The 26,937-nt window shown below is 70.7% G+C and carries 22 protein-coding genes; 12 read left to right on the forward strand and 10 right to left on the reverse strand.

Going from position 1 to position 26,937, the window contains the following annotated elements; all coding sequences use genetic code 11:
* The first annotated feature begins 18 nt into the window (after positions 1-18).
* The 4 genes from KF837_02180 to KF837_02195 are packed head-to-tail and all read left to right on the forward strand — an operon-like array spanning position 19 to position 4,029.
* A complete protein-coding gene (locus tag KF837_02180; GenBank protein MBX3226086.1) occupies positions 19-1,221 on the forward strand; it encodes a hypothetical protein in 1,203 nt (400 codons plus the stop codon).
* Entirely contained in the window at positions 1,218-2,156 is a 939-nt protein-coding gene (locus tag KF837_02185; protein ID MBX3226087.1) for a hypothetical protein, read from the forward strand. Before KF837_02180 ends, KF837_02185 begins: the two co-directional genes overlap by 4 nt.
* Before the next feature lie 9 nt (positions 2,157-2,165).
* The gene (locus KF837_02190) at positions 2,166-2,843 is read left to right on the forward strand and encodes a hypothetical protein (protein ID MBX3226088.1); all 678 of its coding nucleotides are present in this window, start codon (positions 2,166-2,168) and stop codon (positions 2,841-2,843) included.
* Positions 2,844-2,853: 10 nt separating this feature from the next.
* A complete protein-coding gene (locus tag KF837_02195) occupies positions 2,854-4,029 on the forward strand; it encodes a DUF1501 domain-containing protein (protein MBX3226089.1) in 1,176 nt (391 codons plus the stop codon).
* Position 4,030: 1 nt separating this feature from the next.
* Here the strand turns inward: KF837_02195 and KF837_02200 are convergent, their stop codons facing one another.
* Together KF837_02200 and KF837_02205 are read right to left on the reverse strand one after the other, a co-directional pair.
* Entirely contained in the window at positions 4,031-4,306 is a 276-nt protein-coding gene (locus KF837_02200; protein ID MBX3226090.1) for a type II toxin-antitoxin system PemK/MazF family toxin, read from the reverse strand.
* Between the two features lie 336 nt (positions 4,307-4,642).
* Complete coding sequence (locus KF837_02205; protein ID MBX3226091.1) at positions 4,643-7,600, reverse strand: carboxypeptidase regulatory-like domain-containing protein; 2,958 nt, start codon at positions 7,598-7,600, stop codon at positions 4,643-4,645.
* Positions 7,601-7,635: 35 nt separating this feature from the next.
* Between KF837_02205 and dacB the strand changes: the two genes are divergently transcribed.
* Entirely contained in the window at positions 7,636-9,120 is a 1,485-nt protein-coding gene (dacB, locus tag KF837_02210; GenBank protein MBX3226092.1) for a D-alanyl-D-alanine carboxypeptidase/D-alanyl-D-alanine-endopeptidase, read from the forward strand.
* A gap of 131 nt (positions 9,121-9,251) precedes the next feature.
* On the opposite strand, the gene KF837_02215 is transcribed toward dacB, so the two are convergent.
* The gene (locus tag KF837_02215) at positions 9,252-9,908 is read right to left on the reverse strand and encodes a metallophosphoesterase family protein (GenBank protein MBX3226093.1); all 657 of its coding nucleotides are present in this window, start codon (positions 9,906-9,908) and stop codon (positions 9,252-9,254) included.
* Between the two features lie 259 nt (positions 9,909-10,167).
* Here KF837_02215 and KF837_02220 point away from each other — a divergent pair, with 259 nt between their 5' ends.
* Positions 10,168-10,455, forward strand: a complete 288-nt coding sequence (locus KF837_02220; GenBank protein MBX3226094.1) for a hypothetical protein — start codon at positions 10,168-10,170, stop codon at positions 10,453-10,455.
* A 37-nt stretch (positions 10,456-10,492) separates the two neighbouring features.
* Here the strand turns inward: KF837_02220 and KF837_02225 are convergent, their stop codons facing one another.
* The gene (locus tag KF837_02225) at positions 10,493-11,998 is read right to left on the reverse strand and encodes a sigma-70 family RNA polymerase sigma factor (protein MBX3226095.1); all 1,506 of its coding nucleotides are present in this window, start codon (positions 11,996-11,998) and stop codon (positions 10,493-10,495) included.
* 745 nt (positions 11,999-12,743) lie between these two features.
* Between KF837_02225 and KF837_02230 the strand changes: the two genes are divergently transcribed.
* Positions 12,744-14,111 (forward strand): ATP-binding cassette domain-containing protein, encoded by a 1,368-nt coding sequence (locus KF837_02230; protein MBX3226096.1) that lies wholly within the window; start codon positions 12,744-12,746, stop codon positions 14,109-14,111.
* On the opposite strand, the gene KF837_02235 is transcribed toward KF837_02230, so the two are convergent.
* Positions 14,004-15,026 (reverse strand): hypothetical protein, encoded by a 1,023-nt coding sequence (locus tag KF837_02235; protein MBX3226097.1) that lies wholly within the window; start codon positions 15,024-15,026, stop codon positions 14,004-14,006. The genes KF837_02230 and KF837_02235 overlap by 108 nt on opposite strands.
* A gap of 45 nt (positions 15,027-15,071) precedes the next feature.
* On the opposite strand from KF837_02235, the gene KF837_02240 reads away from it, so the two are divergent.
* From KF837_02240 to dctP, 3 genes are read left to right on the forward strand one after another with little or no spacing between them, the layout of a single operon-like run.
* Entirely contained in the window at positions 15,072-16,379 is a 1,308-nt protein-coding gene (locus KF837_02240) for a hypothetical protein (GenBank protein MBX3226098.1), read from the forward strand.
* 48 nt (positions 16,380-16,427) lie between these two features.
* Positions 16,428-17,342: a hypothetical protein gene (locus KF837_02245; protein MBX3226099.1), complete on the forward strand. Its 915-nt coding sequence runs from the start codon at positions 16,428-16,430 to the stop codon at positions 17,340-17,342.
* Positions 17,343-17,368: 26 nt separating this feature from the next.
* Positions 17,369-18,379 carry a TRAP transporter substrate-binding protein DctP gene (gene dctP, locus KF837_02250; protein ID MBX3226100.1) on the forward strand — a complete coding sequence of 337 codons (1,011 nt, stop codon included), beginning with the start codon at positions 17,369-17,371 and terminating at the stop codon, positions 18,377-18,379.
* A gap of 8 nt (positions 18,380-18,387) precedes the next feature.
* Here dctP and KF837_02255 read toward each other — a convergent pair whose 3' ends face one another.
* From KF837_02255 to KF837_02265, 3 genes are all read right to left on the reverse strand, one after another.
* The gene (locus KF837_02255; GenBank protein MBX3226101.1) at positions 18,388-19,989 is read right to left on the reverse strand and encodes a hypothetical protein; all 1,602 of its coding nucleotides are present in this window, start codon (positions 19,987-19,989) and stop codon (positions 18,388-18,390) included.
* Positions 19,990-20,141: 152 nt separating this feature from the next.
* Positions 20,142-21,548, reverse strand: coding sequence for a ferritin-like domain-containing protein (locus tag KF837_02260; protein MBX3226102.1), 1,407 nt, complete (start codon positions 21,546-21,548; stop codon positions 20,142-20,144).
* Positions 21,549-21,602: 54 nt separating this feature from the next.
* Entirely contained in the window at positions 21,603-22,466 is an 864-nt protein-coding gene (locus KF837_02265) for a hypothetical protein (protein MBX3226103.1), read from the reverse strand.
* 124 nt (positions 22,467-22,590) lie between these two features.
* On the opposite strand from KF837_02265, the gene KF837_02270 reads away from it, so the two are divergent.
* Complete coding sequence (locus KF837_02270) at positions 22,591-23,970, forward strand: WD40 repeat domain-containing protein (GenBank protein MBX3226104.1); 1,380 nt, start codon at positions 22,591-22,593, stop codon at positions 23,968-23,970.
* Positions 23,971-24,024: 54 nt separating this feature from the next.
* Here the strand turns inward: KF837_02270 and KF837_02275 are convergent, their stop codons facing one another.
* Positions 24,025-24,222 (reverse strand): hypothetical protein, encoded by a 198-nt coding sequence (locus tag KF837_02275; protein ID MBX3226105.1) that lies wholly within the window; start codon positions 24,220-24,222, stop codon positions 24,025-24,027.
* 234 nt (positions 24,223-24,456) lie between these two features.
* Here KF837_02275 and KF837_02280 point away from each other — a divergent pair, with 234 nt between their 5' ends.
* On the forward strand, positions 24,457-25,521 hold the full coding sequence (locus KF837_02280; GenBank protein MBX3226106.1) for a helix-turn-helix transcriptional regulator: 1,065 nt from the start codon (positions 24,457-24,459) through the stop codon (positions 25,519-25,521).
* Positions 25,522-25,617: 96 nt separating this feature from the next.
* Here the strand turns inward: KF837_02280 and KF837_02285 are convergent, their stop codons facing one another.
* Positions 25,618-26,784, reverse strand: a complete 1,167-nt coding sequence (locus KF837_02285) for an elongation factor Tu (protein ID MBX3226107.1) — start codon at positions 26,782-26,784, stop codon at positions 25,618-25,620.
* Between the last annotated feature and the right edge of the window lie 153 nt (positions 26,785-26,937).

Consider the following 26,937-nt stretch of genomic DNA (forward strand, 5'->3'; position numbering starts at 1 on the left):
GCGCTTTCGGTCCTTTCGTTGCTGGCCGCGGTCGGTTGCGCGGACGTCGAGTCCGCCGAGCGCCGCGCGCGGACGGCGGGGCCGCGCGTCGAGGCGCCCGCCGACGGCACGCCCGCGCCGGCGGTCGAGGACGCGGAGGGGACCTTCGACGTGAAGGGGCACACCCCGCTCGCGGGCGCGGAGTCGGTCGACGTCCTCGCGGTCGGCGACGACGGCGCGCTCACGAAGGTCACCAACGTCCCGGTGAAGGACGGCGCGTTCGACGCGAAGCTCGCCGCCGACCAGAGCCCGACCGGCGTGTTCGTCCTCAAGGTGCTCGGCGTCGGCGATGCGGTGCTCGGCTCCGGCGTCGTGAACGGCCTCCCCGCCTTCGTGCAGGCGTTCGTCGTCGACGCGACCGTCGACAGCGTCACCACGATCAAGACGGAGATCTTCGAGACGACCGCGAAGGGCGGCGTCGCGGGGGTGCAGAACTACCTCAACGTCATCGACGCGTACGTCGACGCGCAGCTCGCGAACTCGATCACGGTCCTCGGCGTGTTCACGACCGACTTCAACTCCGTCATCGGCGCGCTCTCCGAGGCCGTCATCGCGGCGGAGAACGTCATCGTCGAGACGCTGAACAAGGCGGGGATCCCGGTCGACGTCAGCGCGCTCCAGAAGGCGCAGGTCACGGCCGTGAGCGGGCTCCAGGGGTTCGTCACCGACGCGAGCGGGCAGCTCGTGAAGTCGAGCAAGAGCTTCGTCGAGGCGCTCCAGGCCGCGAGCGCGAAGGCGGCCGCGCCGATCGACAAGGCGATCTTCAACGCGGTCGTGACCGGCGGCGCGACCTTCAGCACGACGTTCAAGCAGAAGGCGCCGGCGCAGGAGCGGATCGGCTTCGCCGCGTCGAAGTCCGCGTTCTCGTTCGAGAGCTCGGTCGCGGAGACGGAGCTCCTGAAGCTCGACGGCGGCGCGGGGACCAAGGCGGCGTGGAGCGACTTCCTCGCTTCGGTGAGCAGCGCGCAGAACCTCGGCGACCTCGAGGCGGCGAAGCAGAGGCTCACCGACGTCCTCGCCGGGCCGAAGAACGCGAAGCAGATCCTCGCCGCGATCGTCGAGCAGCTCAAGAACGCGCTCCAGATCCTGAACCTCGATCAGATCCTCGACGCGCTCGCGAAGATCGACCGCTCCGACCTCCCCGAGACGGCGCGCCTCGTGCAGAAGCAGATCGTCCAGTGAACGCCCGCCTCGGCTCCGGTCTCGCCCTCGCCGCCGCGATCGCGTTCGCCTCCGCCTTCGCCGCGACGCGCCGCGCGCACGCGGACGACGGCGCCGGCGACGTCGCCGCCGCGAACGAGCGCTGCGCGAACCGCCTCGCGATCGCGTTCGTCGGCAAGAGCGCCGCCGACGCCGAGCTCACGGCCGCGGACCCGAAGGCGGCGCTCGACGGCCTCCTCGACAGCGAGGACTTTCGTGAGCGCTTCGCGCGGTTCGTCAACATGAAGTTCAACGACGCGCCCGGCGCGAAGCAGCTCGAGGACGCGCCGTACTGGGTCGCGCGGCTCGTCCTCGCGGAGGACCGGCCGTGGTCCGACATGTTCCTCGGGAAGCTCCGCCTCGTCGAGATCGCGAGCCAGGTCGCGATCCGCGAGGACGCGGCCGGCCTCGGCTACTTCCGCGGCATCGACTGGTACCGCCGCTACGAGGGCAACGAGGAGAACGGGATCAAGCTCGCGACCGCGTACCGGATCATGAACAACGTCGTCGGGCTCCGCCTCACCGCGACGACGGCCGCGCCCGACGCCGACCACGGCCTCGCGGGGCGTCAGGCCGGCGGCTGCAAGGGCTGCCACTTCGACGGCTGGTTCGCGCTCGACAAGGTCGCGGCCGTGCTCCCGAAGAAGGGCGAGGCCTTCGACGCCTACCGCGGCGGCCCGAAGGAGATGCTCGGCGGCCAGCAGATCGCGAACGACGTCGAGCTCGTGACCGCGCTCGTCGCCTCCGAGAACTTCTCCGTGAACGCGTGCCGCCTCGCGTTCGAGTTCCTCAACGGCCGCGAGGACAACCGCTGCGACGGCCCGGTCCTGGATCGCTGCGTCGACACGTTCAAGGCCGAGAAGACGATCACCTCCGCGCTCGCGTCGATCGCGCGTGAGCCCGGTTTTTGCGAGTGAAGGGGAGTCATGCGGATCGTGCTCGGGATGATGGTGGCGATGGTGCTCGGGACGTCGGCGGCGGCGTGCGCGGAGACGAGCTGTCTCGAAGGCGACTGCCGCCGCGGCCGCGTCGGCGCGGACGACGAGGCGGACGGCGCGCCCGGCGGCGGCGCGGAGGACGAGGTCCCGAAGCTCCCCGCGTGCACCACCGTCGGCAAGCCCCACCTCGGCCTCGGCGGCGTCGACGTCGCGGCCCGCCCGAACGAGGACGTGCCGGCCGGCGATCGCGCGCGGATGAAGCCGTTCAGTGCGCTCGTCACCGACTACCGCCGCGTCCTCGGCGCCGAGAACGTCCCCGCCTCCCTCAACGGCGCGGCGAGCACGTTCGGCGTCGCGTCGGAGCGCTGGTTCCTCGAGCCGATCGCGAGCGCGGTCTACGTCAACGCGGCCTTCGACGTCGGGTTCGAAGGTTGCAACAACCTCACGAAGAAGGACGCGAGGTTCGCCACGATGCCGACGAAGGACACCGCCCGCGCTGCATGTGAGGAGTGGACGCGCAAGTTCTGGAGCCGCGCCGCGACGCCGGAGCAGCTCGACGCCTGCGTCGCCGTCGCGCTCGAGACCACGAGCGAGACGGTCCCGCCGCGCCGCTGGGCCTACGCCTGCGCGAGCGTCCTCGCCGCGACCGGGTTCTTGACGTTCTGAGGAGATGACGATGATGAAGCTCTCTCGCCGTGGGTTGCTCTCTGGCTTCGGCGCGATCGCCGGCGCCTCGTGGATCGGTCGCGCGCACGCCGACGCGACCGCGAAGTCGGCGGTGGTCTCGATCTTCTTCGAGGGCGGGTTCAACGCGATCTTCTCGAGCGCGGACTCGTTCGCGGCGAAGGGCTCCTTCGGCGTCACCGCGTCGAACGTGAAGGACGTCGGCAACGGCCTCGTCGTCGACGCCTCGACGATCGGCACGCTCGGCGACTGGGCGCTCGGCCACATGGCCGCGATCGGCAACCGCCACGGCGCGACGGATCACCTCTCGGCGGTGCGCAACAACTTCACCGACGGGGCGCAGAGCTACGCGGTGCAGCTCGCGGCGGCGATGGGCGGCGAGGCGTCGTTCAAGGCGGTCGCGCTCGGCGGGCTGCCGTTCGCGGGGCCGTCGCCGTCGACGAAGGGCGTGTCGCTCCAGCTCCTGCGCTCGATGGAGGACGTGTCGCGCGCGCTCGGCCTCGGCGCGGCCGATCCCGCGCGTCCGGCGCGGAGCGCGTCCGGCGCGGCGCTCGAGCGTTCGCGGCAGATGAGCGCGCCGCAGCTCATGAAGAACCCGAAGTCGCTCTCGTTCGCGCGCGACGCGTACGCGACGTGCGTGAGCTCGCTCGCGAAGCCGCCGCTCACGCTCGACGCGGGGAAGATCGCGCAGACGTACGGCGCGCGGAGCGGCGGCTCGCTCGACGGCCTCGCGGCGAAGCTCGCCGCGGCGGAGATGATGCTCCGCTCCGGCACGAACGTGGTCACGATGTCCGATCTCGGCTGGGACACGCACGGCGACGGGCGCGGCGCCACCGTGCGCCGCCGCATGAGCGCGGAGGTGATCCCGGCGCTGAAGACGTTCCTCGCGCGCCTCCGGAGCGAGCCCGAGCTCGCGCGGATCAACGTGTCGGTGATCCTCCACGGCGACTTCGCGCGCAGCCTCCCGAGCTCCGATCACGCGCCCGCGCTCTCCGCGCTCGTGATCGGACCCAACGTGAAGGTCGGCACGACGGGCCGCGTGACGGACACGGTGTCGCTCAAGCCCGGCACCGGCGCCTCGCGCGAGATGTGGTCGTACCTCGCCGCGCTCTCGAAGGTGACCGACAACCCGTTCGGCGCGAACCCCCACGCGGCGGTCGTGGCGTAGCTCAATCGAGGCCGAGGGCGAAGCGCAGCGCGTCCTCGAGGCGGCGCAGCTTGAGCGCCGAGAGCGAGCCGGCCCGCTCGATGAGGTCGGCCTTCGCTATCGTGACGAGCCAGTCACAATTGATGACGCAGTCCCGCGGAAGGCCCTCACGGCGACCGATCTTCACTTCGAGGGAGAAGCCTCGCACGACGGTCGTAGCCGGAGCGACGATCACCATCGCGCGCATTTCGTAGGCTTCCTGACGCGAGAGCAGGAGCACCGGGCGCTGCTTGTCCATTCGTGCCCACCAGATCTCTCCGCGCTTCACTCGTCGTCCCACGGAAGATCGGCGAGGGCACGTCTCGCCGATGCACGAGCTGCAGCCACCTCTGCGGGCGTCTCTGGTTTGTCGCGATAGGCGCGCACGTAGTCCTCGACGAGGCGAGCACGCTCCTCCTGCCGAGTGAGGAGTCGGAGAGCTCTGCTCACGGCCGCGCTGCGGGACTCTCCGGTCTGCTCCCGTACTTGCTCGAGCTTGCGTAGCAGCTCGAGGTCGACGCTCACCGCGATCTTCGCCGTTCTCCCCACAGTATGACTCAATCCTACTCGTGCTCGCCTCGGCGTCAACCTGGAGTCAGTTCGTCGCCGGTGCGGGCGCGCTCGGCTTCTCCGCGACGATCTCGACGGTGGCGCCGCGCTCGAGGCCGAGCGTCAGCTTCGTGCCGGGCGACGCGTGCGTGAGGCCGGCGAACAGATAGCCGCTGTCGCCGGTGACGTCGTGGCCGTCGACGGAGACGATGACGTCGCCCGCGACGATGCCCGCCCGCGCCGCGGCGGTGCCGGGGCGCACCGCCTTCACCGTGATCGGCCCCGGCTCCATGCCCGGCCGCGGCTCCCAGCCCTGCGTGACGACGCCGAGGTCGCCGGTGAGCGCGCCCTTCGCGCGGGCCTTCACCGCGCGGAGCGGCGGCAGCTCGGTCGCGCGCCCCGCCTCGATCGTGAGCGGGAAGAAGATCGGCGCCCAGCCGGACTCGGGCGAGAACGCGAGGATCATGCTCTTCCCCGGCGGGGCCCGCTCGAGCTCGAAGCGCCCGTCGGCGTCGGTCACGTGGCGCCGGTCGTCGTTGCCGATCGGGATCGAGCCGATGTTGCCGTCGTTCGGCGTCGCGAAGACGGACATGCCGGCGACCGCCGCGCCGCCCTCGAGCGCGACGATCCGCCCGCGCACGGTGGTGTGCGGCTCGAGCGTGAGCGCGACGCCCTCCTTCTTCTCGCCCTGACCGATCGCGATCGTCGTGCTCGCGCGTCCCTCCGCCGCCTCCGCCGCGATCGTGTACTGACCGGGCGGCAGATCGCCGAGCGCCCAGCGCGTGCTGCGGAAGACGTCCTCGCGCCGCGTCACGCCGGTCTTCGGATCGTTCGCGCCGATCGTGAACCGCTCCGGCAGCTTCCCGCTCGTGACCGCGAGCGTGCCGGAGACCGCGCCCTCGCGCCGGATCGTGATCGTGACGCTGGTCCCGATTTTGATGTTTTCGACCGCGGCCTCGCCGCCGCCCTTGCGGAACGCGCAGACGGTGTAGCTGCCCGGCGCGAGCTTGCCGATCGTGAAGTTGCCGTCGGTGTCGACGAGGACCGCGCCGGTCCCGCCCCAGCGATGGCCGAGCAAGCGCCGCGCCTCGCCAGGGGCCGCGCCGGCGCTGTCGGACTCGCGCCGCGCGTCGACGAAGGCGTCGTTCACGACGTCGCCGTCCTCCGCCGTCACCTTGCCGCGGATCTCGCCGCGCCGGCTGTCCACCGTCAGCTTCACGCGCGCGGTCTGCCCGGGCGTCACGGAGACGAACGCGCCCTGCACGTCGTCGTCCTTGCTCCCCGGCGCGCGCGCGCCGTCCTGCGCGTACGCGTGGTAGTCGCCGGCGCGCACGTTGGTGAAGACGAACGTGCCGTCGTCCTTCGTCGTCGTCCCGTTGGTGAACCAATCGCGGTGCTCCCCGGCGAGCCCCACGCGGAGGCCGCCGACGGGGCCGCCGCTCTCGTCGACGACCGATCCCTCGACGCGCCCGCCGGCGGGGAGGATGACCTCCAGGTTCACGATGTCGCCGTCGACCTTCACCTCGAGCGGCTCCGCGAGCGGCGTCACTCCTTCTCCGCGGACCTCGAGCGACCACGGGCCGCGCGTGAGCCCGCGGACGTGGAAGGTGCCGTCGCGCGCCGAGGTCGCGTGCGACCAGCGCATCCGCGCGCGGGGGTCCTCCTTGTTGGAGGAATGGAGCGAGAGGTCCGCGTCCGCGATCGGCCTCCGCGTCGCGTCGAGCACGACGCCGCGGATCGAGAGCCCGGTCGTGACCTTCCAGACGACGCCGCGGACGGGCTCCTTCGCGATCGTGATCGGCTCGTAGGTGTCCTCGCTCGCGGCGTTCTCGCAGCGCACGTTCGACCGGTAGGTGCCGGCGAAGAGCCCGTCGAGGTGGACCTGGCCGTCGTCGTCGGAGCGCGCGTGGGTGCTGGCGCTCGAGCCCTTCTGCGCGAGCCAGACCTCGCAGCCGGCGATCGGCTTGCCGTCGTGGACGACGCGGCCGGTGACGGAGAGCGCCTCGTGGACCTCGATCACGACCTCGCGCGACGTCTCGGCGAGGCCGAGGAGCGTGCTCTCGGACGCGCTCCCCCAGCGATGAAGCGCCGACGCCTTCGTCCGGTAGCGTCCCGGCTCGAGGCCGCGGATGCGGAAGCGCCCCTCCGCGTCGGTCATCGCGGAGCGGCTGTCCAGGCCGCCGTCGCCGAAGTCGAAGCCCTCCGCGGGCTCCGCGATCACGCGCGCGTCGGGGACCGGCGTCTCGGTGCCGGCCTCGACGACGCGGCCTTGGAGGACGGACTCGGGCGTGAGGTCGATCTCGAGGACCTGACCGGGGGCGACGCCGTCGGTGCTTCCTTCGGTGTAGCCGTCGGCGAGCGCGCGCGCGTGGACGGCGCCCTCCTTCGCCCAGGCCTCGAACTCTCCCGCCGCGTTCGTCTGCGTGACGCTCGAAGCGCGCGGATCCCAGAAGCCTCCTTGTCCCACGTGGACGAGCGCGCCGGCGATCGGACCGCCCGCGATGTCCTTCACGCGACCGCGTACGAGGACGGCGTCGCCGGTGAGGACGAGGTCGACGTCGGTGCGCGTCTTGCCGCTCGCGAGCTCGATCGGGTCGCGCCACCGCGCCGGCGGCCGTCGCGCCGCGGACGCGGTGACGCGGTAGCTCGCGGGCGGCAGGTCTTCGATGCGGTAGCGGCCGTCGGCGCCGGTCGTCGCGCAGCGCGGGCGATCGGTCTCCGCCGAGGCGAGGCGCGCCGACGACGCGAACGCGCAGACGTTCGCGCCCGCGATCGGCTTGCCGGTCTCGTCGGCGACACGTCCGCCGATCGCGCCGCGCGGCAGCGTCGCCGCGTTCACCGCGGTGAGGGCAGGGCTCGCGCTCGCGCTCGCGTCGTTCGCGGCGTTCGGCGCGTTCGGGCCGGCCGCCGTGCTCGGCTCGCGCTCGCGGCGAAGGAGGACGAACGCGATGACGGCGACGACGAGGGCGAGGACGGCGAGGTAGAAGCGGGAGGCCTTCTCCATTCGGCGCAGCCTACGCGATGTAGTAAGGAAGGCTCGTGCGTCGTTTCGTCCTCACCCTCGCCACCGCCGCGCTCGTGCTCTCCGCCGGAGGCCACGCGCGCTCCGACGGCGCGAAGGCCGCGAAGGCGCCGGAGCTCGACGCCGCGATCCGCGCGCTCGTGCGCGATCGCACGTTCTCGAACGCGCAGATCGGGATCGTGATCATGGACGCGGACTCGGGCGAGGTCCTCGCGCAGCACGGCGAGCACGCCGTCCTCAACCCTGCGTCGAACGCGAAGTGCTACACCGCCGCGGCCGCGCTCTCGATCCTGAAGGGCTCGCATCGCTACCACACGACGCTCGCGGGGAAGGTGAACGGCAACGGGATCGCGAACATGGTCCTCAAGGGCCAGGGCGATCCGTCGCTCCAGACGGAGGACCTCTACGGCCTCGTCGTCGAGCTCAAGGCGCACGGCATCCGCCGCGTCGACGGCGATCTCCTCGTCGATCAGCGCTACTTCGACGAGCAGACGACGCCGCCCGCCTTCGAGCAGCAACCCAACGAGTGGGCCGCGTTCCGCGCGCCGGTGAGCGCGGTGGCGCTCAACGCGAACACGATCACGCTGATGATCCGCCCGACCACGCAAGGTCAGGCCGCGACGTCGTGGTTCGATCCGCCCGGCTTCGTGAACGTCGAAGGCTCGGTGAAGACGGGCGACGACGGCGCGGACTCGGTCGGGCTCTCGCTCGAGGGCAGCGCCGACAAGCGGATGAACGCGAAGCTCTCCGGAACGATCGGCGGCGACGCGAAGCTCGTTCGCTACACGCGGCGGGTGGAGGACCCGCGCCTCCTCGCCGGCTACGCGCTGAAGGCGATCCTCGAAGAGACGGGGGTGAAGGTCGGCGGCGAGGTGAAGCTCGGCTCGGCCGACAAGCAGGACAAGCCGGTGACGATCGCGCGGCACGAGTCGTCGCCGCTCTCGACGCTGCTCTACGCGCTCGGGAAGAGCAGCGACAACTTCTACGCCGAGATGGTCTTCAAGACGATCTCGGCGGAGGCGAAGCGCCCCGGCAAGAGCGCCGACGCGGCGGACGCGGTCGCGAGCTGGGTCACGAAGAACGACCTCGGCGACACCGGCGTCGTGATCAAGAACGGGTCGGGCCTCTTCGACTCGAACCGCACCACCGCCTTCAGCGTGGCGAAGCTCCTTCGTCACGCCTGGCAGGACCCCGCGATCAAGAGCGAGTTCGTCGCGCAGCTCGCGATCGGCGGCGTCGACGGCACGCTCCACAAACGCTTCGGCGCGCTCGGTCGCTCGCACCGCGCCATCCGCGCGAAGACGGGCACGCTCGACGACGCGATCGCGCTCTCGGGCTACGTCCTCGGACCGCCGGGGAAGAGCACGATCGCGTTCTCGATCCTCTTCAACAAGGTCTCTGGACACGGTGCGTCAGCGCGCTCCGCCGCCGACAAGCTCGTGGAGCTCGTCCACGAACGGCAGTGGGAGTCGGGCTCGGGCTCGGGCGAAAAGAAGAAGTGACGGGTGGATCGCCCGAACATCTTCGAAGGCGACGAAGAGGATCCCTCGCCAAGTAGTTGTAGGCACATATATGGGGATGCGGCCGTGGACCGCTGCTTGCACCAAATTTGGGGGGAGCTCTGCGCCGATGGCTACGCGAGCGCGGCGGTCGACACGTGGGTCGGCGCGCCGCCGTCGGACGGCAGCGCGTGGAAGTCGACGCGTGCGCGCGCGAGATCGAGCACCGCGTAGCCGGGGCCGTGATCGCGCGCGAGCGTGCCGGGGTTCACGACGAAGAGGGGAGGCTTGCCCGTCCCGCGCTCGAACCGCCGCGCCATCGTCTTGTGGGTGTGGCCGCCGACCATGACGCGGATCGTGGGATCGAAGAGGACCTTGAGGAGATCGTCGTTCGACGAGATCGCGTACCCGTAATCGTCGGGTCCGAGCTTGCACATGTCGTTCGCTCCGACGCCGTGACAGAGGAGGAGCTTCCCGCCCGCGACGTCGATCGACACGGTCTGGGGGAGCTCCTTCAAGAAGCCGATCGACTCGACGGCGAGGTCGGTCATGCGGTGGGCGTTCGGGAGCGTCCGCAGATCGTCGGAGCGGATCCAGCGATCGTGGTTGCCGCGCACGACCGTGACGCCGCGCGCGGCGAGGAGGGCGCAGACGCGGTCCACGTTCCCGAACCCGTCGACGAGGTCGCCGGTGCAGAGGACGCGGTCGACCTTGGCGGCCGCGATCGCGTCGAGGGCGCGTGCGAGGAGCTGGTCTTCCGCGTGGACGTCCCCGATGAGGCCGAATCTCAAGGCCCCGATTCTACGCGACAAAACAGGAACACCCGCCGTGGCCGTCGCCTGGGGAAGGGCAACGCCGCGACGGGTGATCGGAGAGACGAGGGAACGAGGGAGGAGAACGAAGAAAAGTTAGTGATATTCGATGCTAAGCTAGTGACCGCCGAATCGCTTCGGCCTAAGTATCAGGTTGTACGGGAGGGTAGGTGGGAATCTTCCCTCCAAAAGTTTCTCCGCGCTCGGGGCGGGGTGCGGCTGCTAGGGTCGCGCGCCGATGGACCCGAAGCGGAAGCTGAAAGGGATGCTCGCGCGGATCTTCTCGGACGCGGTCGCCGAGGAGCACGAGCGGAAGGAGCTCGCGGACTACCTCGCCTCGGGCGCGCTCTCGAGCGACGACGTGAAGGAGGTCATCGCGGACTTCGTCGCGACGACGTGGAAGATCACGATCGCGGACGGCGTCGTGTCGGATCGCGAGAAGGAGCGGCTCCGCGAGATCGTCGCGGTGCTGAAGCTCGACGCCGACGCGGTCCCCGCCGAGTGGGCGCGCGTCCTCGAGGCTTGACCGCGCTCTCTATGCTGGTTCGCGCCGTAGCGTTCGCTTAGTCCCGCATGTGCTTGCGGATCTTGCCGAGCGCTTGCTCCTGCAGCTGCCGGATGCGCTCGCGTGACAGGTTGTACTTGTCACCGATCTCCTTCAGCGTGAGCTCGTCCTCGTCGTCGAGGCCGAAGCGCCAGCGGATGATGCGCGACTCGATCGGCGTGAGGTGACCGAGCAGGCGCCGCACCTCCTCGGTCCACTTCTGGGAGGTGAGGATCTCGTGCGGCGACTGCATGTTCTCGTCTTGCAAGAAGTCGATGAACTTGCGGCCGTCTTCGTCGCCGACGGGGCGATCGAGCGAGAACGGCGTCTCCGCCCACGCGCCCTTCACCTTGTCGAGCTTCTCTTGCGGGATGCCGGTCTCTTTCTCGAGCTCGTCGAGGGTGGGATCGCGGCCCGTGCGCGCGATGACCGCCTGCGTCGCGCGCTGCACGCGGTTGTGCGTGTCGAGCATGTGGACGGGGATGCGGACCGCGCGGCCTTTGTCGGCGAGCGCGCGGCTGATCGCGTGGCGGATCCACCACGACGCGTACGTCGAGAAGCGGTAGCCGCGCGAGTGATCGAAGCGCTCGACCGCCTTCATCAGGCCGATGTTGCCCTCTTGAATGAGGTCGATGAGCGGGAGGCGGCCGCGGTTGTAGCGGCGCGCGATCGAGACGACGAGGCGCAGGTTCGCCTTCACGAACTTGTTCTTCACGCGCTTCGAGTTGCGTGAAGCGGCGCTGATCGCGGAGAGGTGCTTCTTGAACGCGGCCGTGTTCGCGAGCGTCGGCGCGGACTCGGGCGGCGTGGCGGGCAGCTCCGGGTTCGACTGCGAGACGGCGACGCCTTCGTCCTCGACGTCGACGACGGGCGCCGGCTCGGCGAGCTTCCGGATCGCCTCCTCCGCGTTCGCGATCCACAGCCGATCGGAGTCGGCGAGACGGATCGCGCGCGCGAGGCTCTCGGCGAGCGAGGTGAACTTCTTCTCCTGCTCCTTCGTGAGCTTGTTGCGCTGCTTCTTGTACTGCTTGCAGAGCTTCCGGATCTCCGCGATCTGCGGGACCTCGATCGCCTCTTCGTCCTTCGGGAGATCGGCCTCGAGCTGGTCGAGCACGTGCTCGGCGGCGGGGACGTAGGCGAGGATCGAGACCCAGTGCTCGACCTCGGCGCGCTCGACGTCGACCGCGGTGCCGAGCTCCTCTTCTTGCCCCATGACGGGGTGGCTCGCCATCTCGCGGAAGTAGCGCGCGAGCATCGAGTCGCCGCTGCCTTCGCCCTCGCCGGCCTTGGCCTTCGGCGGCCGCTCGTCGTCGGACTCCGGCTCGGGCTCGGCCTCTTCGAAGTCGTACTCGTCCTCGAGGACGACGAGGTCTCCCTCGCCGCCTTCGCTGACGCTCGGGCTGCCGAGGCTCGGCGGAGAGACCTCTTCGTCGGCCTCGACCTCCTCGTCCGGTGCGACGAGCGCGGCGTCTTCGTCGAGCGCCGTCGGCTTCGCGAGCGCGGCCTGGCCCTTCTTCTTGCTCATCGCGGGCTCGTTCTTCAGAGGAGTGTTTTTCGTGGGCCGTCGGGGCATGCGCGGAGACTCAGAAGGCTGGGCCGGCCATGGTAGCGACATCCCCGGCGGGGTGTCCGCTGGAAAAGGGCTGCAAGGAACATTCTCGGCGGCAGCTCGGCAGAACGGCTGGCTTTTGGCGGGCGGCGAGGGGTAAGGAGGCAGCGTGCCAACGAAGCTTCCGCTCTCTCTCGGACGGATCGTCCGCGCCGTCCTGCGGAAGCGCCCGTCGTTCGCGAGCGCGGCCGTCGCGGGGTCGCTCATGCACGCGGCCGGCCACGGTTTCCTCGCGGGGGCGGCGGGCCTCTTGGCGAGGGCGCTGGCCGCGGGGACCGAGGGGTCGAGGCATGCCCCGATGGACGTCGGATCCACATCGTGGGCGCTGCTCCTCGCGCTCGCCGGCGTCGGCGCGGCCGCGCTGAAGCTCGCCGGCGGCGCGCTCTCCTCCTGGTCCGAGGCCCGCATCGCGAGCGAGGCCGCCGCAACGGTCCGGCTCGCCGTGCTGGACGGGGTTCTCGACGTCGGGGACACGGCCCGGCTGGGGGTGACCGGCTCGACGCCGGAGCGCGCGGCTTCTACCGAGCGCCGCGGCGATCTCGCGGCCTCCGCTGAAGCCGCGATTCCGATGTCGCGCGCCTCCCGTGAAGCCGCGATTCCGGTGTCGCGGGGCTCTGCCGAAGCCGCGGTTCCGATGTCGCGTGGGGAGCGGCTTGCGGGGTTGACGAGTCGCGTGCAGGACGTCGAGCGCGGCGTCGCGCAGGGGGTGCTCGCGGAGGTGCGCGCCGTGATCGCGCTCGTGCCGCTGGCGGTGTTGCTCGTCGTGCTCGCGCCGCGGCTCGCGTGGAGCGCGGTCGCTGCGCTCGCGGCGTTCGGAGGGCTCGCGTTCGTGTTGCGGCGTGCGTTCAAGCGCGCCCACGCGCGCGCGGCGGTGTCGGCCGGCGCGCTCGTCGCGGCGGCGGACGAAGCCGTCCGTCACGCCGAGCTGTGGGCGACCTACGGCGCGACGCGGCGGATCCGCGCGCACGTCGCCGGCGTCGGCCGCGCGATCGCGCGCGAGTCGGCGGCGGTGCGTGTCCGCGCCGCGCTGCTCTCGTCGACGAGCGAGGTCCTCGGCGCGGTCGCGCTCGCGCTCGTCCTCTTCCTCGCGGCGCGCGGCCTCCTCGGCGTCGACCACGCGACGGTGGTCCCCTTCGCGATCGTCTTCTTCATGGCCTACAAGCCGCTCCGCGATCTCGTCGAGGCGCGCCTCGAGCGGTCGCGCGGCGAAGAAGCTCTGCGCGCGGCGCTCGCGGGGTCTCGCTCGACGTCGTGGCTTCGCTCATCCCAGAGACGGGGTGAGGGCGCGAAGGGGGTTGGGAGGAGCTCGGCGTTGAAGAGCCTCGTGCTCGACGGCGTCGCGACGGTGTACGGGCGGCATGCGCCGATGACGGTGACGGTCCCTCCCGGCGCGATCGTCGCCGTCGTCGGGCCGACCGGCGTCGGCAAGACGTCGCTCCTCCGCGCGCTGCTCGGGCTCGCGCCATTGCATGCAGGGTGCATCTATTGGGGAGACGCGCGCATCGATCGCGCAGGCGTCGGCCCCGGCGAGCGGCCGTTCGCGTGGGTGCCGCAGGACGCGCCCGTCGTCGGCGACACGCTCGCGATCAACGTCGGGCTCGGGCGCGCGGACGACGACAGTGAGGTCGTCGATCCGGCGCCGTTCCTCGAGCGGCTCGGCGCGCCGAGCCTGCCCGCCGACGCGACGACGCGCCCGCTCTCGGGCGGCGAGCGCCAGTGGATCGCGGTCGCGCGCGCGCTCGCGAGCGGACAGCCCGCGCTCCTCCTCGACGAGCCGACGAGCGCGCTCGATCCCGCCTCGGAGGAGCGCCTCCTCGCTGCCCTCGCGCGCCTTCGCGGCGCGCGCACCGTCATCCTCGTCACACACCGCGCAGCCCCGCTCGCGATCGCGGACATGGTCCTACGACTCGAGGACGAGGCCCTACGAATCGAGGACGTCGAGGCGGGGGCCGGGCGCGATCGTGAGCTCGTCGCTGCGCACGAGGTCGCCGTCGAGGACGATCGCGCCTTCGCCGCTCGGGAAGCGTAGCGAGATCGAGCGCGCGAGCATGTCGACGCGCGGACCGCGCAGCGGCTTGCCGGCGAGGACGCGGAACATCTGCGGTCCGAGCGCGCGCGGACCGAGCGGCGTCGCGACGACGTGGAAGCGTCGCTCGAGCGGCGCGCCCGCCTCGTCCGCGCGATAGAGCAAGCGGAGCCCGAGCCCCACGTCCGCGACGACGCTCGCGCAGAGGAGGCTCACGCGATCGAACGGCGCGGCCTCACCGTCGACGTCGAGCGCGCACGGCGCCGGCTCGAGCACACGCCGCGCGAGCCCCCCGCCGACGAAGCTCCCCACGAAGACACGCGCGACGATCCCCGCCGCCGTCACGATCCCGTCCGCCCCCCGCGCCTCGTAAACCTCGAAGAACCGCGACACGAGCCCGGCCCCGACGATGAAACAAACCCGCTCCTCGCCCGCGGCGCCCGGCGCCGAGTGGCCATCCCGCTCCTCTCGCGTGCCTTGCGTCGAGACGTGAGAAAGACGCTCCGCCGGCGTGACCTGAACATGCAGCGTCGAGCGTCGCGTCGACGCTGCGGTGCCGGCGACGACGGCGTCGACCAAGCGTCGCGTGTACGCGACGGGATCGCCGCGCATGCCCCATCCGCGCGCGACGGTGTTCACCGTGCCGCCGGGCGCGAGCGCGACGGGCGGCAGGGGCGCGCCGCCGAACGCGCGCGCGAGCGCGGTGACGCCGGCGGCGTGCGAGCCGTCGCCGCCGCCGAGCACGACCGGCGCCGGCTCCGCCGCGACGCGCGCCGCCGCCGCCGCGAGCTCCGCGAGCGAGCGCGTCTCGATCGTCGTGACCGTCGCGCGCGCGCGACACTGCTCGGCGAGGAGCGGCCCCTCGCTCGTCAGCCCGCGCGCGCGGCGATTCACGATGATCCAAGCCTTGCGCTCCACGACGGCTCCTTGTCGACACCCGAACGAGAAGCTACCCCTTACAACATGAAGTGCCTGAAGACGGGAGCCGTCGTCCTCCTCTTCGCCGCGCCGCTCCTCGCGTGCGGCAACGCCGCGCTCCGCGCCGCCGAGCGCGGCGACGACGCGAAGCTCTCGGCGGAGATCGCGTCGAAGCACCAGCGCGGCAAGCTCTCGAACGAAGAGGCCGCCACCCTCGCGCGCGCCGTCGCCGAGCGCGAGATCGCGAAGGCGAAGGACGCCCAGACCGCGCTCGCGCGCCTCCGCGACACGCGCGCGTGCTCGCTGGAGCTCGACGACGCGCTCGAGGAGCGCATGAAGACGCGCGACGCCGCCGGCGCCGAGGCCGCGCTCACGCGCCTCGAAGGCGGCCGCCTCGGCATGCGCGCGGCGCGCGAGTGGATCGACGATCCCGACGATCGCTGGCGCGCGGTCGGCGCGCGCACGCTCCATCGCGAAGAGGACCGCGAGAAGCGGCGGTCGGCGATCGTCTCGCCCAACGCGCAGATCCGCCGCGCCGCGCTCCGCGCCGCCGCCGACGCGAAGGACCCCGGCGACATCGAGCTCCTCTTCGAGACCGCGCGCGTCGATCCCGAGCTCATGCTCCGCAACGAGGCGCTCCGCGCGATCAGCGCGATCCTCCGCGGCGCCGGCGATGGCGCGAAGAGCCGCGCCGCCGACCTCGCGATCAAGCTCCGCGATCTCTGGACCTCGGGCGACGACGCGATCAAGGAAGACGTCGCGGTCGCGTGGGGCCTCGCGCCCGTCTTCGAGAACGGCGGCCGCGAAGCGCTCCGCGTCGCCCTCGCCGACGGCAAGGGCCCGGGCGCGATCGCCGCCGCGGGGGTGGTGACGCGCGGCGCGGCGAAGGACCCCGAGCTCGCGCCCGCCGCGAGCGCGCTGCTCGCGCGCACGATCGAGGGCGCCTCGCGCCGCGATCGCATGCACGCCCTCGCCGTCGCGAAGCTCGAAGGCGCGACGCTCGAGGCCGCGCGCAAGGCGGCGAAGGACGACGACCAGGACATCAAGGTCGCCGCGCTCGCGCGCCTCGCGGAGACGAAGAGCGACGGCGCCTCGGCGAAGGAGGAGCTCGTCGCGCTCGGCGCGAAGGGCAACGTCCACGCCCGCCACGCGCTCGCGTCGGCCGGCGACCTCCGCGTCCAGGCGTGGATCGAGCAGGACCTCGCCGCGCGCGAGCCGCACCGAAAAACGCAGGCCGCGTCGGCGCTTGCCGCGCTCGGCCGCCCCGCCCGCGCCGCGCCGCTCCTGGTCGACCCCGACCCGAGCGTCCGCACGCGCGCCGCCTGCACGATGATGGTTGCTTCGCGCCGGTAAGGCCGCGTAGAAAAGCGGCCGATGCGTATCAGCGTACTCGGTCTTGCTTTGACGGCAGCTCTCGCGCTCGGCAGCACCGGGTGCATCAAGAAGATGATCTTGAACTCGCAGATCAAGGCCACGCGCATCGGGTCGGGCGCGGCGGACACGATCGCGGACTACGACGTCGTTCGCCACGCCGCGGGCGCCGCGGTCCTCCAGTACGAGGGCATGCACCGCCTCGCCCCCGACAACGACGACGCGCTCTTCATGCTCCTCCGCGGCTGGGCGGGCTGGGGTTACGGCTTCGCGCAGGACGACTACGAGGTCGCGACGATCGCCGGTGACGACAACGCGGCCGAGTACCACAAGAAGCGGACGAAGCTCGCGTTCGACCGCGCGATCTCGTACGGCCTCGAGCTCCTCGCGAAGACCGACGACGGCTTCCCGGCGGCGAAGAAGAACGCCGACACGCTCAACAAGTGGCTCGAAGACAACTTCGACGACGAGGAGGACGCGGAGCCGCTCTTCTGGTTCGGGTCGGCGTGGCTCGCGCGCGTGAACCTGCTGAAGGACGAGCCCGAGTACGTCGCGGAGCTGTACATCGGCGTCGCGTTCCTCGAGCGCAGCCGCAAGCTCTCCCCCGAGTTCATGTATTACGGCGCGACGTCGACGCTCGCGGCGTACCACGCCCGCAGCAGCATGGCGGAGCTCGACGAGTCGAAGAAGCTCCTCGACTTCGCGATGGAGAAGACGGGGAAGAAGGCGCTCGGCATCCTCCTCAACTACGCCAAGTACGCGTGCGCGAAGGCGGACCAGGCGCTCTACGAGAAGACGATGAACGAGATCATCGCGGCGGAGGACCAGGAGCCGAACCTGCGCCTCCAGAACGCGATCGCGAAGCGCCGCGCCAAGCGCGGGCTCACGAAGCAGGTGATGGAAGACTGCAGCTTCCCGCCGCCCCCTTCTCCTCCTGGCAAATAACCTCTGCCGCCGGTATCGTCTGGAGCATGAAAGTGCTTCCGAGGATGTTCGTGGTCCTCGCCATCGCGATGGCGACGCTCGGCTTCTCGCGTTCGGCGATGGCCGACGCGAAAGAGGTGAAGCTGGGGACGCTCGCGCCGAAGGACTCGGCGTGGGGCAAGGTCTTCGGCGCCTGGGCGAAGGCGGTCGAAGAGGAGAGCAGCGGCTCCCTCAAGCTGACGTGGTTTTACAACGGCAGCCAGGGCGACGAGCTCGCGATGGTCGGCAAGATGCGATCGAAGCAGCTCGACGGCGCGGCCATCACCGCGACGGGCCTCGCGCAGGTCTGGCCGCACATCGTCGCGCTCCAGATGCCGGGCCTCTTCCCGTCGTGGGCGAAGCTCGACGCGGCGCGCGAGAAGATGGCGCCGACCTTCAAGACGGAGTTCGAGAAGCAGGGCTTCGTCATCCTCGGCACCGGCGACGTCGGCGCCGCGCACCTCATGTCGCGCGGCGTCGCGATCCGCACGCCCGACGACCTCAAGAAGGCGCACCCGTTCTACATCTCGGGTGACAACATCGGTCAGAAGTTCCTCGAGACGGTCGGCGTCCCCGCGCCGAAGGCGCTCTCGGTCCCGGCCATTCTCCCCGCGGTCTCGGCGCGCGGCGAGGGCTCGATCGACGTCATCAACTCGCCCTCGATCGCGGCGGAGCAGCTCGGCTGGGCGCCGCACATGGACCACGTCAACGAGAACATCAGCGGCTTCGGCATCGGCGCGCTCGTGATGCAGAAGGAGGCGTTCGAGGGCCTCGGCGCGGACGCGAAGGCGGTCCTCGCGCGCACGGGCAAGAACACGGGCCAGCTCCTCACGCAGCGCATCCGCGGCATCGACGGCGCCGCCTTCGATCGCTTCAAGGCGAACAAGACGGTCGTGAAGCTCAACGCGACGGAGGAGGCCGCCTGGGCCGCCATCTTCAGCAAGGTCCGCGCGAGCCTGAAGGCCGAGGGCAAGGTCCGCGGCGACATCTTCGACCAAGTGGTCGCCGCCGCGCAGTAACGACGGCGTCAGGCGAGGAACGTCGTCGCGCCGGACTCGATGTCGACGATGACGATCGTGCCGCCGACGGAGAGCTCGTCGGCGCGCACCGGGCCCTCGAGCACGATGACGCCGTCCGCCACGTCCGCGAAGTCGCCGAGCCGCTTCGCCGCTTCCGCCTGACCGCGTTCGACGAGGAAGGCCTCGGCTTCGGCGTAGCCCAGCGACCGCCGGCCGCGGACCTCGAGGCCCGTCATCGGCTCGAGCGCGCCGGTCGGAGGCGGCGGCGGGGCTGCTGCCGCGGCCGCGAGCTCCGCGGGATCGGCGCGGAACTCGGTGCCGCCGTTGGCGATGTACGTCCGGAGGTTCGGCTCGTTCATGTACCAGCCGGTCCCGTGCGCGTAGAGGAGGCACGCGCGCGGCATCTCGGAGCCGAGGAGGTTCGGGGTCTGCGCGACGCCGCCGCCGACGAAGCTCCCCTCGAGGTGGCCGAGGTAGAAGCTCTTGAACCACACCTCCTCGACGTCGATTTGGTACTCGAACAAGAGCACGTGCTTTGCCTGGAGCTCCTTCGCGACGAAGGAGCATTTGCGTACCGAGGCGGCGTAGAGGGCGTTCGTGACCCGCACGCGACCCGCGACGTGCAGCTCGCCCTCGAGGAAGAGGTCCTTGCAACGAACGTTGCCGAGGACGATGACGAGGCAGTTCTTGCCGCCGCGCTCCCCGATCTCGATCGGACCGTCGACGACGAGGTCGCCGTCGATGATCACGATCGTTCCATCGACCGCCTCGAAGCTCGGGCCCGTGACTTCGCCGCAGGTGACGATCTCGGCCTTCGCGGCGTGGCGGTCGAGCGCGTCGAGCGCGCGGGCCGCGCGTGAGAAGCCTTCGTGCGCGGCGACGAGCGCACGCGCCTCCGCGAGGCCGGCGACGCGACCCTCGACGCCGTCGCCGCCTTCGAGGAGCTCCCCGTCGATCCGGCACTCGGCGCCTTCCCACGTGAAGAAGCGCGTGCCCACGACCTTGCCGTCGGCGTAGGTCTCGAGCATCTGCCGCACGCGGCCCTTGTGGTCGATCGCGCGCTCCGTCGTCCGGCCGCGCGTCGCGACGTGCGCGCGGAGGCTCTCGAAGCGGCCCATCGCGAAGAGGCCGATGTCCGAGACCTCTCCCGTCTCGTGGAATCGCACGAAGAGCCCGTCGGGACGACCGTCGACGTACGCGACCGTGTTGACGAGCGTGCCATCCGCGCGCCAATACGACCACGGCCCCGTCTTCTTGCCGCCCTTCTTCTTGCCCGCCACCCACTCGTCCTCCGCGCGGTCCCATTTCGCGCCGGGGACCTCCACCTTCTTCTCACGCGGCGGAACCGGGAGCTTCACGCCGTCCGGGCTGCACGGGGAGCCGTCCCAGTCGAAGAAGCGCTCGTCGACGAGCGCGCCGTGCTCGTAGCGCCGCTGCTCCTGCGCGAACGTCGCTCCGGGGACGTTGAGCGTGAGGTGGAGGCCATGCCACTCGCCCGCGATCCGTACGCCAACCTCGGCGAGCTCGCCGCTCGCGCGGTGTTGGACGACGAGATCACCCCGCTCGTGAGTCTTCGCCTTCGTGCCCGCCGTCTTCTTCTCGCTCGCCATGCGGACCCTCGATGCAAGCGCTCGGCCACGCGATGGGGACCAGATTCGCCGCTCCAAGTCCGCGGATCGTCACGGCACGGACTCGCGTCGCCGAGGCTCGTGGACGACAGTCCACCAACCTCTCGTCACGACGCGGCTCTGGGCGCCGCGCTTCATGCCGCGCGGACGAGGCCGTCGAGGAGGAGACGCGCCTCGCGCGCGGAGGGCATCCCCGCGACGCGCCGGACCTCGACGCCCGGCTCGATCGCGAGGCCGCGGCGGAGATCGGCGGCGGCTCCTGCCTTTGCGTCCGCGATACGCGCGCGCTCGTCCGCGCTGAGCTGCGGCTCGAGCCACGCCGCAACGTCGTGCGCGAGCTCGGCATGGCGCGCCTCGTCGACCGCGATGCGGTGCAGCGTCGGGCGGAGCTCCGGAGCGGCGCGCTTGGCCTGGAATGCAGACGCGAGCGCCCCGTACGTCTCACGCACGCAGCCCTCGACCGCGTTCTCGAGCGCGATCGCGAAGCGGTCCCGATCGACCTCCAGCTCCACCTCGACCGGAGGCACGACGCCGCCAAAGCGCCGCGCGAGGCCCGCCGTCTCGCGGGCATGTCGGATCTCGTCGCGGCGCGAGCGACGTGCGCGCGCGATCAACGACGCAGGCGCGCCGAGCGCACGGAGCTCGCTCTCGAGCCGGCGGAACGCGACGACGCTCGCGGCCTCGAGATGCGCCATGTTCGCGAAGTGCAAGGCGAGGGTCGCGGAGCTGTTCTCGGCCGGCGAAAGCGCGACGAGCCCATCGGGCCGGCGGCCGTAGCAAGAGTAGAAGGAAGCCGCGAGCCCGCCATCCGGGAACCGTTCCTGCTCGAGCTGCGTCCAGGTCCCGTCCGTTCCGATCCGCACGCGGGTACGAACGATATGCCCAATTTCATCGTTTGTGCCGCCTTCGAGGACCTCGAAGGAGCCATCGGCGACGACGCGAACGCCGAGCTTCTTTCCTCCCGGGAGGCACTCGAACCGGCGACCGGCGGCATCCACGAGCAGACGCACCTCGGCGACGCTGCCGATCGTTCCAAGAAATTCGCGCATCGCCTCGTAGCTCTCGACCGAGCCTGCCGTGTTGCCCCGCGTGTAGAGGAGGATCTGGTGCGGCGTCCGGGCGTACGGCTGGCAGCCGCGCGGCCAGCCCCGCGGATAGGGAAGCGCATCGAACGCGGCGAGCTGCGTGACGCACGCTCCATCCGTCGCCGTCGCGCAAGGGGTTCCGTACGTTGCGTCTGCGGTCCATACCGCGACGGGCCCCCCATCATCGCCGGTCGTGTGCAAGACGGTCCGAAGCTCGAGGTAGTCGACGGGCTGCGCCGGCTTCACCGCAGCCAGCGCGTCGGAAACCGACATCGGGCACGTGAACTCGCTCTCGTGCGCAAAGATCGTGTCGGCGGGGGCGGCGGGGGCTCCCGAGTCGGCGGGGGCTCCCGTGTCGAGCGATCCCGAGCACGCATACGTGACCACCCCGGCGGACGACGCGAGCGCGGCCCCGACGATGCGCTGAAGGACGGTGTGAAGCGGTAGACGGCTCATGGAAGGTTGGTATCACCCCCATTCGTTGGTTGCCCAAAGCAAGCTCGGCGTTCGTTAGAGCCTCAGCATGAGTCCGAAGGCCGGCATCGCGACGATTCCGCCGAGGTCCGTCTTCTGACCGAAGATCGTGGGTTCCGCGAACATCTTCGCGACCGTGAGCTCCAGGAAAACGAAGAAGACCTTGTAGCCGACGGCGACACCGCCGAAGCCGCCGATGTGATGGATCGAGCCGCTCGTCCGCGGCACCGCGCCGACGTTCTGGAGGATCGCGTCCACCGAGTAGCGCGAATAGATGTACTTCGGGCCGAACCAGACGTGCCCGAAGTCCTTCATCCGCGTCCCGAAGATGACGGGGACCTCGATGTTCCAACGCGAGTAGTCGTCGATCTCGAGCTGCTCGAAGAGATCGAACACGAAGCCGTTGTAGAGCGACTTCGAGACGCCGATCGAGATCGCGCCCTGGAAGCCGCGGTCGGGTCCGTTGCCGAACGAGCCGGCGTCGTTCTCCTCCTCCGCCGTCGGGTCCTTCGTCGTGAGGAAGCGGTACTTCGCGTCGAGGTGCGCGTTGATCGACGACCAGCGGAGCCCGACGTCGAGGTTCTTCACCACGCCCATGCGGAGCATGATGTCCGGCGTGACGCCCGGAGAGCTGAGGCCGAGCCCCACCGCCGCCGCGAGCGCCTGCCGCTGCTCCACGTCGCTCGGCTGGTACTGCGGGTTCGACGCGTAGCGGTCGCCGAGGGTCGCGGTCGTGTCGACGGCGTCGATGATGCGCGACGCCGGGACGTTCACGTTCAGCGCGCCGGTGGCCTGGACGTGCCCCGGCTTCATCGGCTCGGACGGCTGCAGCGTGGAGAGCGTGGTCGAGCACCCGACCAGCGCGAAGGCCGCGGCGCACGCGGCCAAGCGAAAGGGCATGTCGAGCGACGTCAGCAACGCATGTGCCCGGCTCATCAGGCGCGAGAAGATGCCTCCTCCGGCGTCGAGCGTGAAGCACGATTCACGGGGGCCATGATCGCGTGGACCGTGCTTCGATGGTCGCATGGCCTACCGGCGGAAGGTGGTCCTCGGCGCGGAGGCGATGCTGCGCGCGCCCGCGGTCCGCGCCTTTCTGCCCTTTCCGTTCGACGACGCGAGCGTCGACCCTGACGGCGTCACGGTGTGGGGTCGCGCGGGCGAGATCGCGTTCACGCTGCCCGGCGAGCCCGGCGCGACCCAGTCGATGTGCCGCTCCGCCGACGGCGAGCGCGCCTTCGTGGGCACGTGGACCGGGGTCGACGTCGTCGACTTCGGGACGCGACGCCGGACGAAGCTCCTCGTGACGGATCGCTCCGTCGCCCGGATCGACGAGCGCGCCGGCGTCCTGCTGACGGCGGACCACCGGACCGTCCACCGCTTCCAGGTGAAGAGCAAGAGCGAGCTCCCGGCGCTCGTCGTCAAGGAGCACGTCCGCGCCTGCGCGCTCGCTCACAACGCCCGGCGCGCGATCGTCGCCGACGGCTACGACGTCAAGCTGCACGATCTCGGCGGCCGGCGCCCGGAGGTGCTCGCATCGATCGACGGCTACGCGGACGCGTGCGGGTTCTTTCGCGACGGTCGCTTCTGGGCCGCGGGCCGGGAGGTGAGGACCTTCGATCCGGACGGCGCCGTTCGCTGGAGCGTCGCGAAGCGCGCGGTGACCGCCGCGCTGTCGGACGACGAGGCGCTCCTCGCGATCGCGCTCGACGGCGACGTGGAGGTCTACGCGCCGCCCGACACCGAGCCGCGTCACCGCCTCGCCGGGCTCGCTGCGCGCACGCTCGCGTTCGACGGCGGGCGGCTCCTCGTGGGCCTCCGCGCGGAGGGCCTCGAGGTCTACGAGCTCGCGCACGAGCGGCGGATCGCGCCGCGCGAGACGTGTCACGTCGGCGCCGTCACCGCGCTCGCGCTCGAGCCCGAACGCGAGACGATGCTGTTCTCGTTCGGCGACGACGGACGCGTGCTCCTCTGGGACCTCGAGAGCGCGCGGCTCTTCGAACAGCTCCCGCGCCACCGCACCCGCGGCGTCGCGCTGGAGGTCGCGCGCGATGGGACGAAGCTCACGACGCTCTCCGCGGACGGAGAGCAACGCGACTGGACACTCTCGACGTTCACGTGGACGGTCGTACCCCCGACGCTCGCCGCCCCGGAGCTCGAGCCGTTCAACGCCCGCCGCGGCAAGGCGCTCGCGACGTGCGTGCTCGACGGCGCTCGCCGCGTCGTCGCCCGCGCCGAGCGGCGCTCGCCGCGATCGATGCTCGAGCTCCTGGACGGCGACGAGGTCATCGAGACCCTCCCGTTCGAAGGCGGCGCGCCCACGAGCATCGCGGCCACGCGCGACGGACGCCTCGTGTGCGTCGGCACCGCGCGCGGCGACATCGTCGTGCTCGAACGCTCGACGTGAGCGCGTCGCCCTCGCCCTCGCGCTCGAGTTGCAGACCGGCGCGGTGAAGGCGGCCTACGGCGCCTTCACCGCCGTCTTCGAGACTCGTACGACGGAGACCTTGTCGGGCTGAATGCTCTTCGGAAACGACGGGGAGTCCGGCGACGCCGCCGAGTAATAGACGTGCGACGCGTCGGCGCCGATGATCGACAGGCCGAGGTATTCGGTGCAGTCGTCCGCGAGCACGCCGCGCACGTCATCGACGAGGCGCACCCGTGTCAGCGCGCCCTCGAGAGTTCGACGAGACGAAGCTATGATGAGCGCGTGCGCGCTCTCGCATTGACGCTGGTCGCCGCCGCGGCGCTCTTCGGCTGCCCGCCGAGCGGGGAGAAGAAGGGGCCAGCGGGGCCTCCCATACCCCGATGAGCTTTGCCGGCGTCTGCATCACGCCCGGCTGCACGACCGTAGCCTCGATGCTCTGACGCAACGTGGTACCGTCGCTCGACAGTGGGAGGGAAGCACGCCAGGAAATCGCGCGGCACGATGCTCCGCGAGCTGACGGCGCTCCTCCATCGTGGGGTCGTCTCGGACGGAGACGTCGAGGAGCTCCTCGTCCTCTACTCCGGCGCGCTCGGCATGCGTGGAATGGTCGTCGGACAGTACGGGTTTCACTCCTTCTCCGCGCAGCGCGACGTCCCCGACTCTTGGCCAGAAGAGCACACGCGTCATCGCGACCAGGATCCCTCAGGTCCGTTCTTGCAGCAGATGCCGGCGGGGACGCCGTACGTCGTCAGCGAGCACCTGACGCCTGCGATCGTCGCGTTACCGATCTACGCCGCGTTCTCGCGCGCGGAGATACGCGACGCGCTGATCTTCCGTTTCCCCACCGCGTTTCGCGACGACATCTTCGTGGCCACGTACCGGCTCGAGGGCATGCCTCTGGTGTCGTCCGAAGACGTCACCCTCGCGCGCCTCCTTTACCCTCACTGCGCAGGCGCGCTCTCCGCCAAGTCGGCGGTCCTCGCGCTCGAGCACCAACGGTCCGGTGCCTCGGCGAGGCCGCTCACCGACGGGGAAGCGCACGTCGGCTTTCCGCGGCTCGACGTCATGCTGTCGGCGCGCGCGCGGCGGACGTTCATGCGGGAGCTCGGTCCTCTTACAGCGAGTGGATGGAGTCGCGTGGAGCGGATGGTCGCGAAGGCCGCCACGACCTTCTTCCACGGCCAGGTCGGCTCACGATCCCGTTTGCTCCTTCCGACGCTGCGCGTCGAGTTCGCCTGGGTACCTCCGGTGAAGGGCGAGAGCCGGCGCGCTCTCGTCCTATTCTTCCGGGAGCCCCCGCCGCACGGAAAGCTGACCCTCGCCGTCTCCGAGCTCCTCTCGCCGCGACAGCGTCAGATCGCCGAGCTCGCCGCGAACGGCGCCGACAACGTCGCGATCGCCAGCCGCGTCGGCATATCGCGCGAGACGGTACGCTCCCATCTCCATGAAGCGTTCCGTCGACTCGGCGTGTCGTCGCGGACGGAGCTGGCGGCGTTCCTCACGGTCTCGTCGACCGACGAGCTCGCGTAGCGTCGCGCAGAAGCCTCCGGAACACTCGGTGGCACCGCTGTAGTCAGGCCATGAACGCGGCGGTGAGGTACTCCTCCCCCCACCGCCGCTGTCCACTCATTCGACGCTCAGGATGACGCCGGCGCCCACGGTCTTGCTGCCCTCACGGACCGCGAACCGCATGCCCGCCTCCATCCCGACCGGCTTCTGGAGCTCGACCGACACCTCCGCGTGATCGCCCGGAAGGATCATGTCGCTATCGCCGAGGCCGACGAGCGTGCCGGTCACGTCCGTCGTTCCAAAGAAGAACTGCGGGCGGTAGCCGGTGACGATCGGCGTGTGCCGTCCGCCCTCTTTGGTGGGAATGACGAACAGCTCGGCCTTCGCCTTGGTGCGGCTCTTCACCGAGCCGGGCGCGATGATCACCTGACCGCGCACGACCTCGTCGCGACCGACGCCGCGGAGGAGCAGTCCGCAGTTCTGGCCCGCGCGGGCCTCCGTCTGATCCTTGTGGAACATCTGGATGCCCGTGACGACGACTTGCCGCGGCTTCTGCTCGCCGTCGACGAGACCGATGATCTCCACCGACTCGCCCGCGCGCAGCACGCCGCGCGCGATGCGGCCGGTCACGACGGTGCCGCGACCGACGATCGTGTGCACGCCTTCGATGGGCATCATGAAGGCGCCCGCGACGTCGCGCACGGGATCGGGGAAGTGACCCTCCATCGCCTCGAGGAGCTCGCGGATGCACGCGCCCGCGTTCGCGGGATCGCGCAGCGCCTTCAGCGCCGAGCCGAGCACGACGGGGGAGTCGTGGTAGCCCTGCGCCGCGAGGTGCGCCTTGGTCTCCTCGACGACGAGCTCGAGGAGCTCGGGATCGGCGATGTCGACCTTGTTGACGAACACCACGACGCGCTCGACTCCAACCTGACGCGCGAGGAGGATGTGCTCCTTGGTCTGGTGCTGCGGACCCTGGCTGCCGTCCACGAGCAAGATCGCGCCGTCCATCTGGGCGGCGCCGGTGATCATGTTCTTGATGTAGTCGGCGTGGCCGGGGCAATCGATGTGCGCGTAGTGGCGAGTCGCGGTCTCGTACTCGACGTGCGAGATGGTGATCGTGACGGTCTTCGTGTCGTCACGCACGGTGCCGCCCTTGGCGATGTCGCCGTAGCTCTTCGCGCGCGCGAGGTTCGCGTGCGCCTGCACCGCGAGGATCGCGGCGGTGAGCGTGGTCTTGCCGTGGTCGACGTGTCCGATCGTGCCGACGTTGACATGGGTCTTCATGACGGTGTTGTCGGGTTGCCAGCCCTTCTTTCTCTTCGAACGATTCACCCCGCCGGCCCATCCGGCTCCAGGGGACTTGCACGCACGACGAAAAGGCCGCCCAGGTTTCCCTAGGCGGCCTTTCGTTCGCTCGAGTCCGAGCGATGTCCGACT

The organism is Labilithrix sp. (genome assembly GCA_019637155.1).
GTDB lineage: Bacteria > Myxococcota_A > Polyangia > Polyangiales > Polyangiaceae > Labilithrix.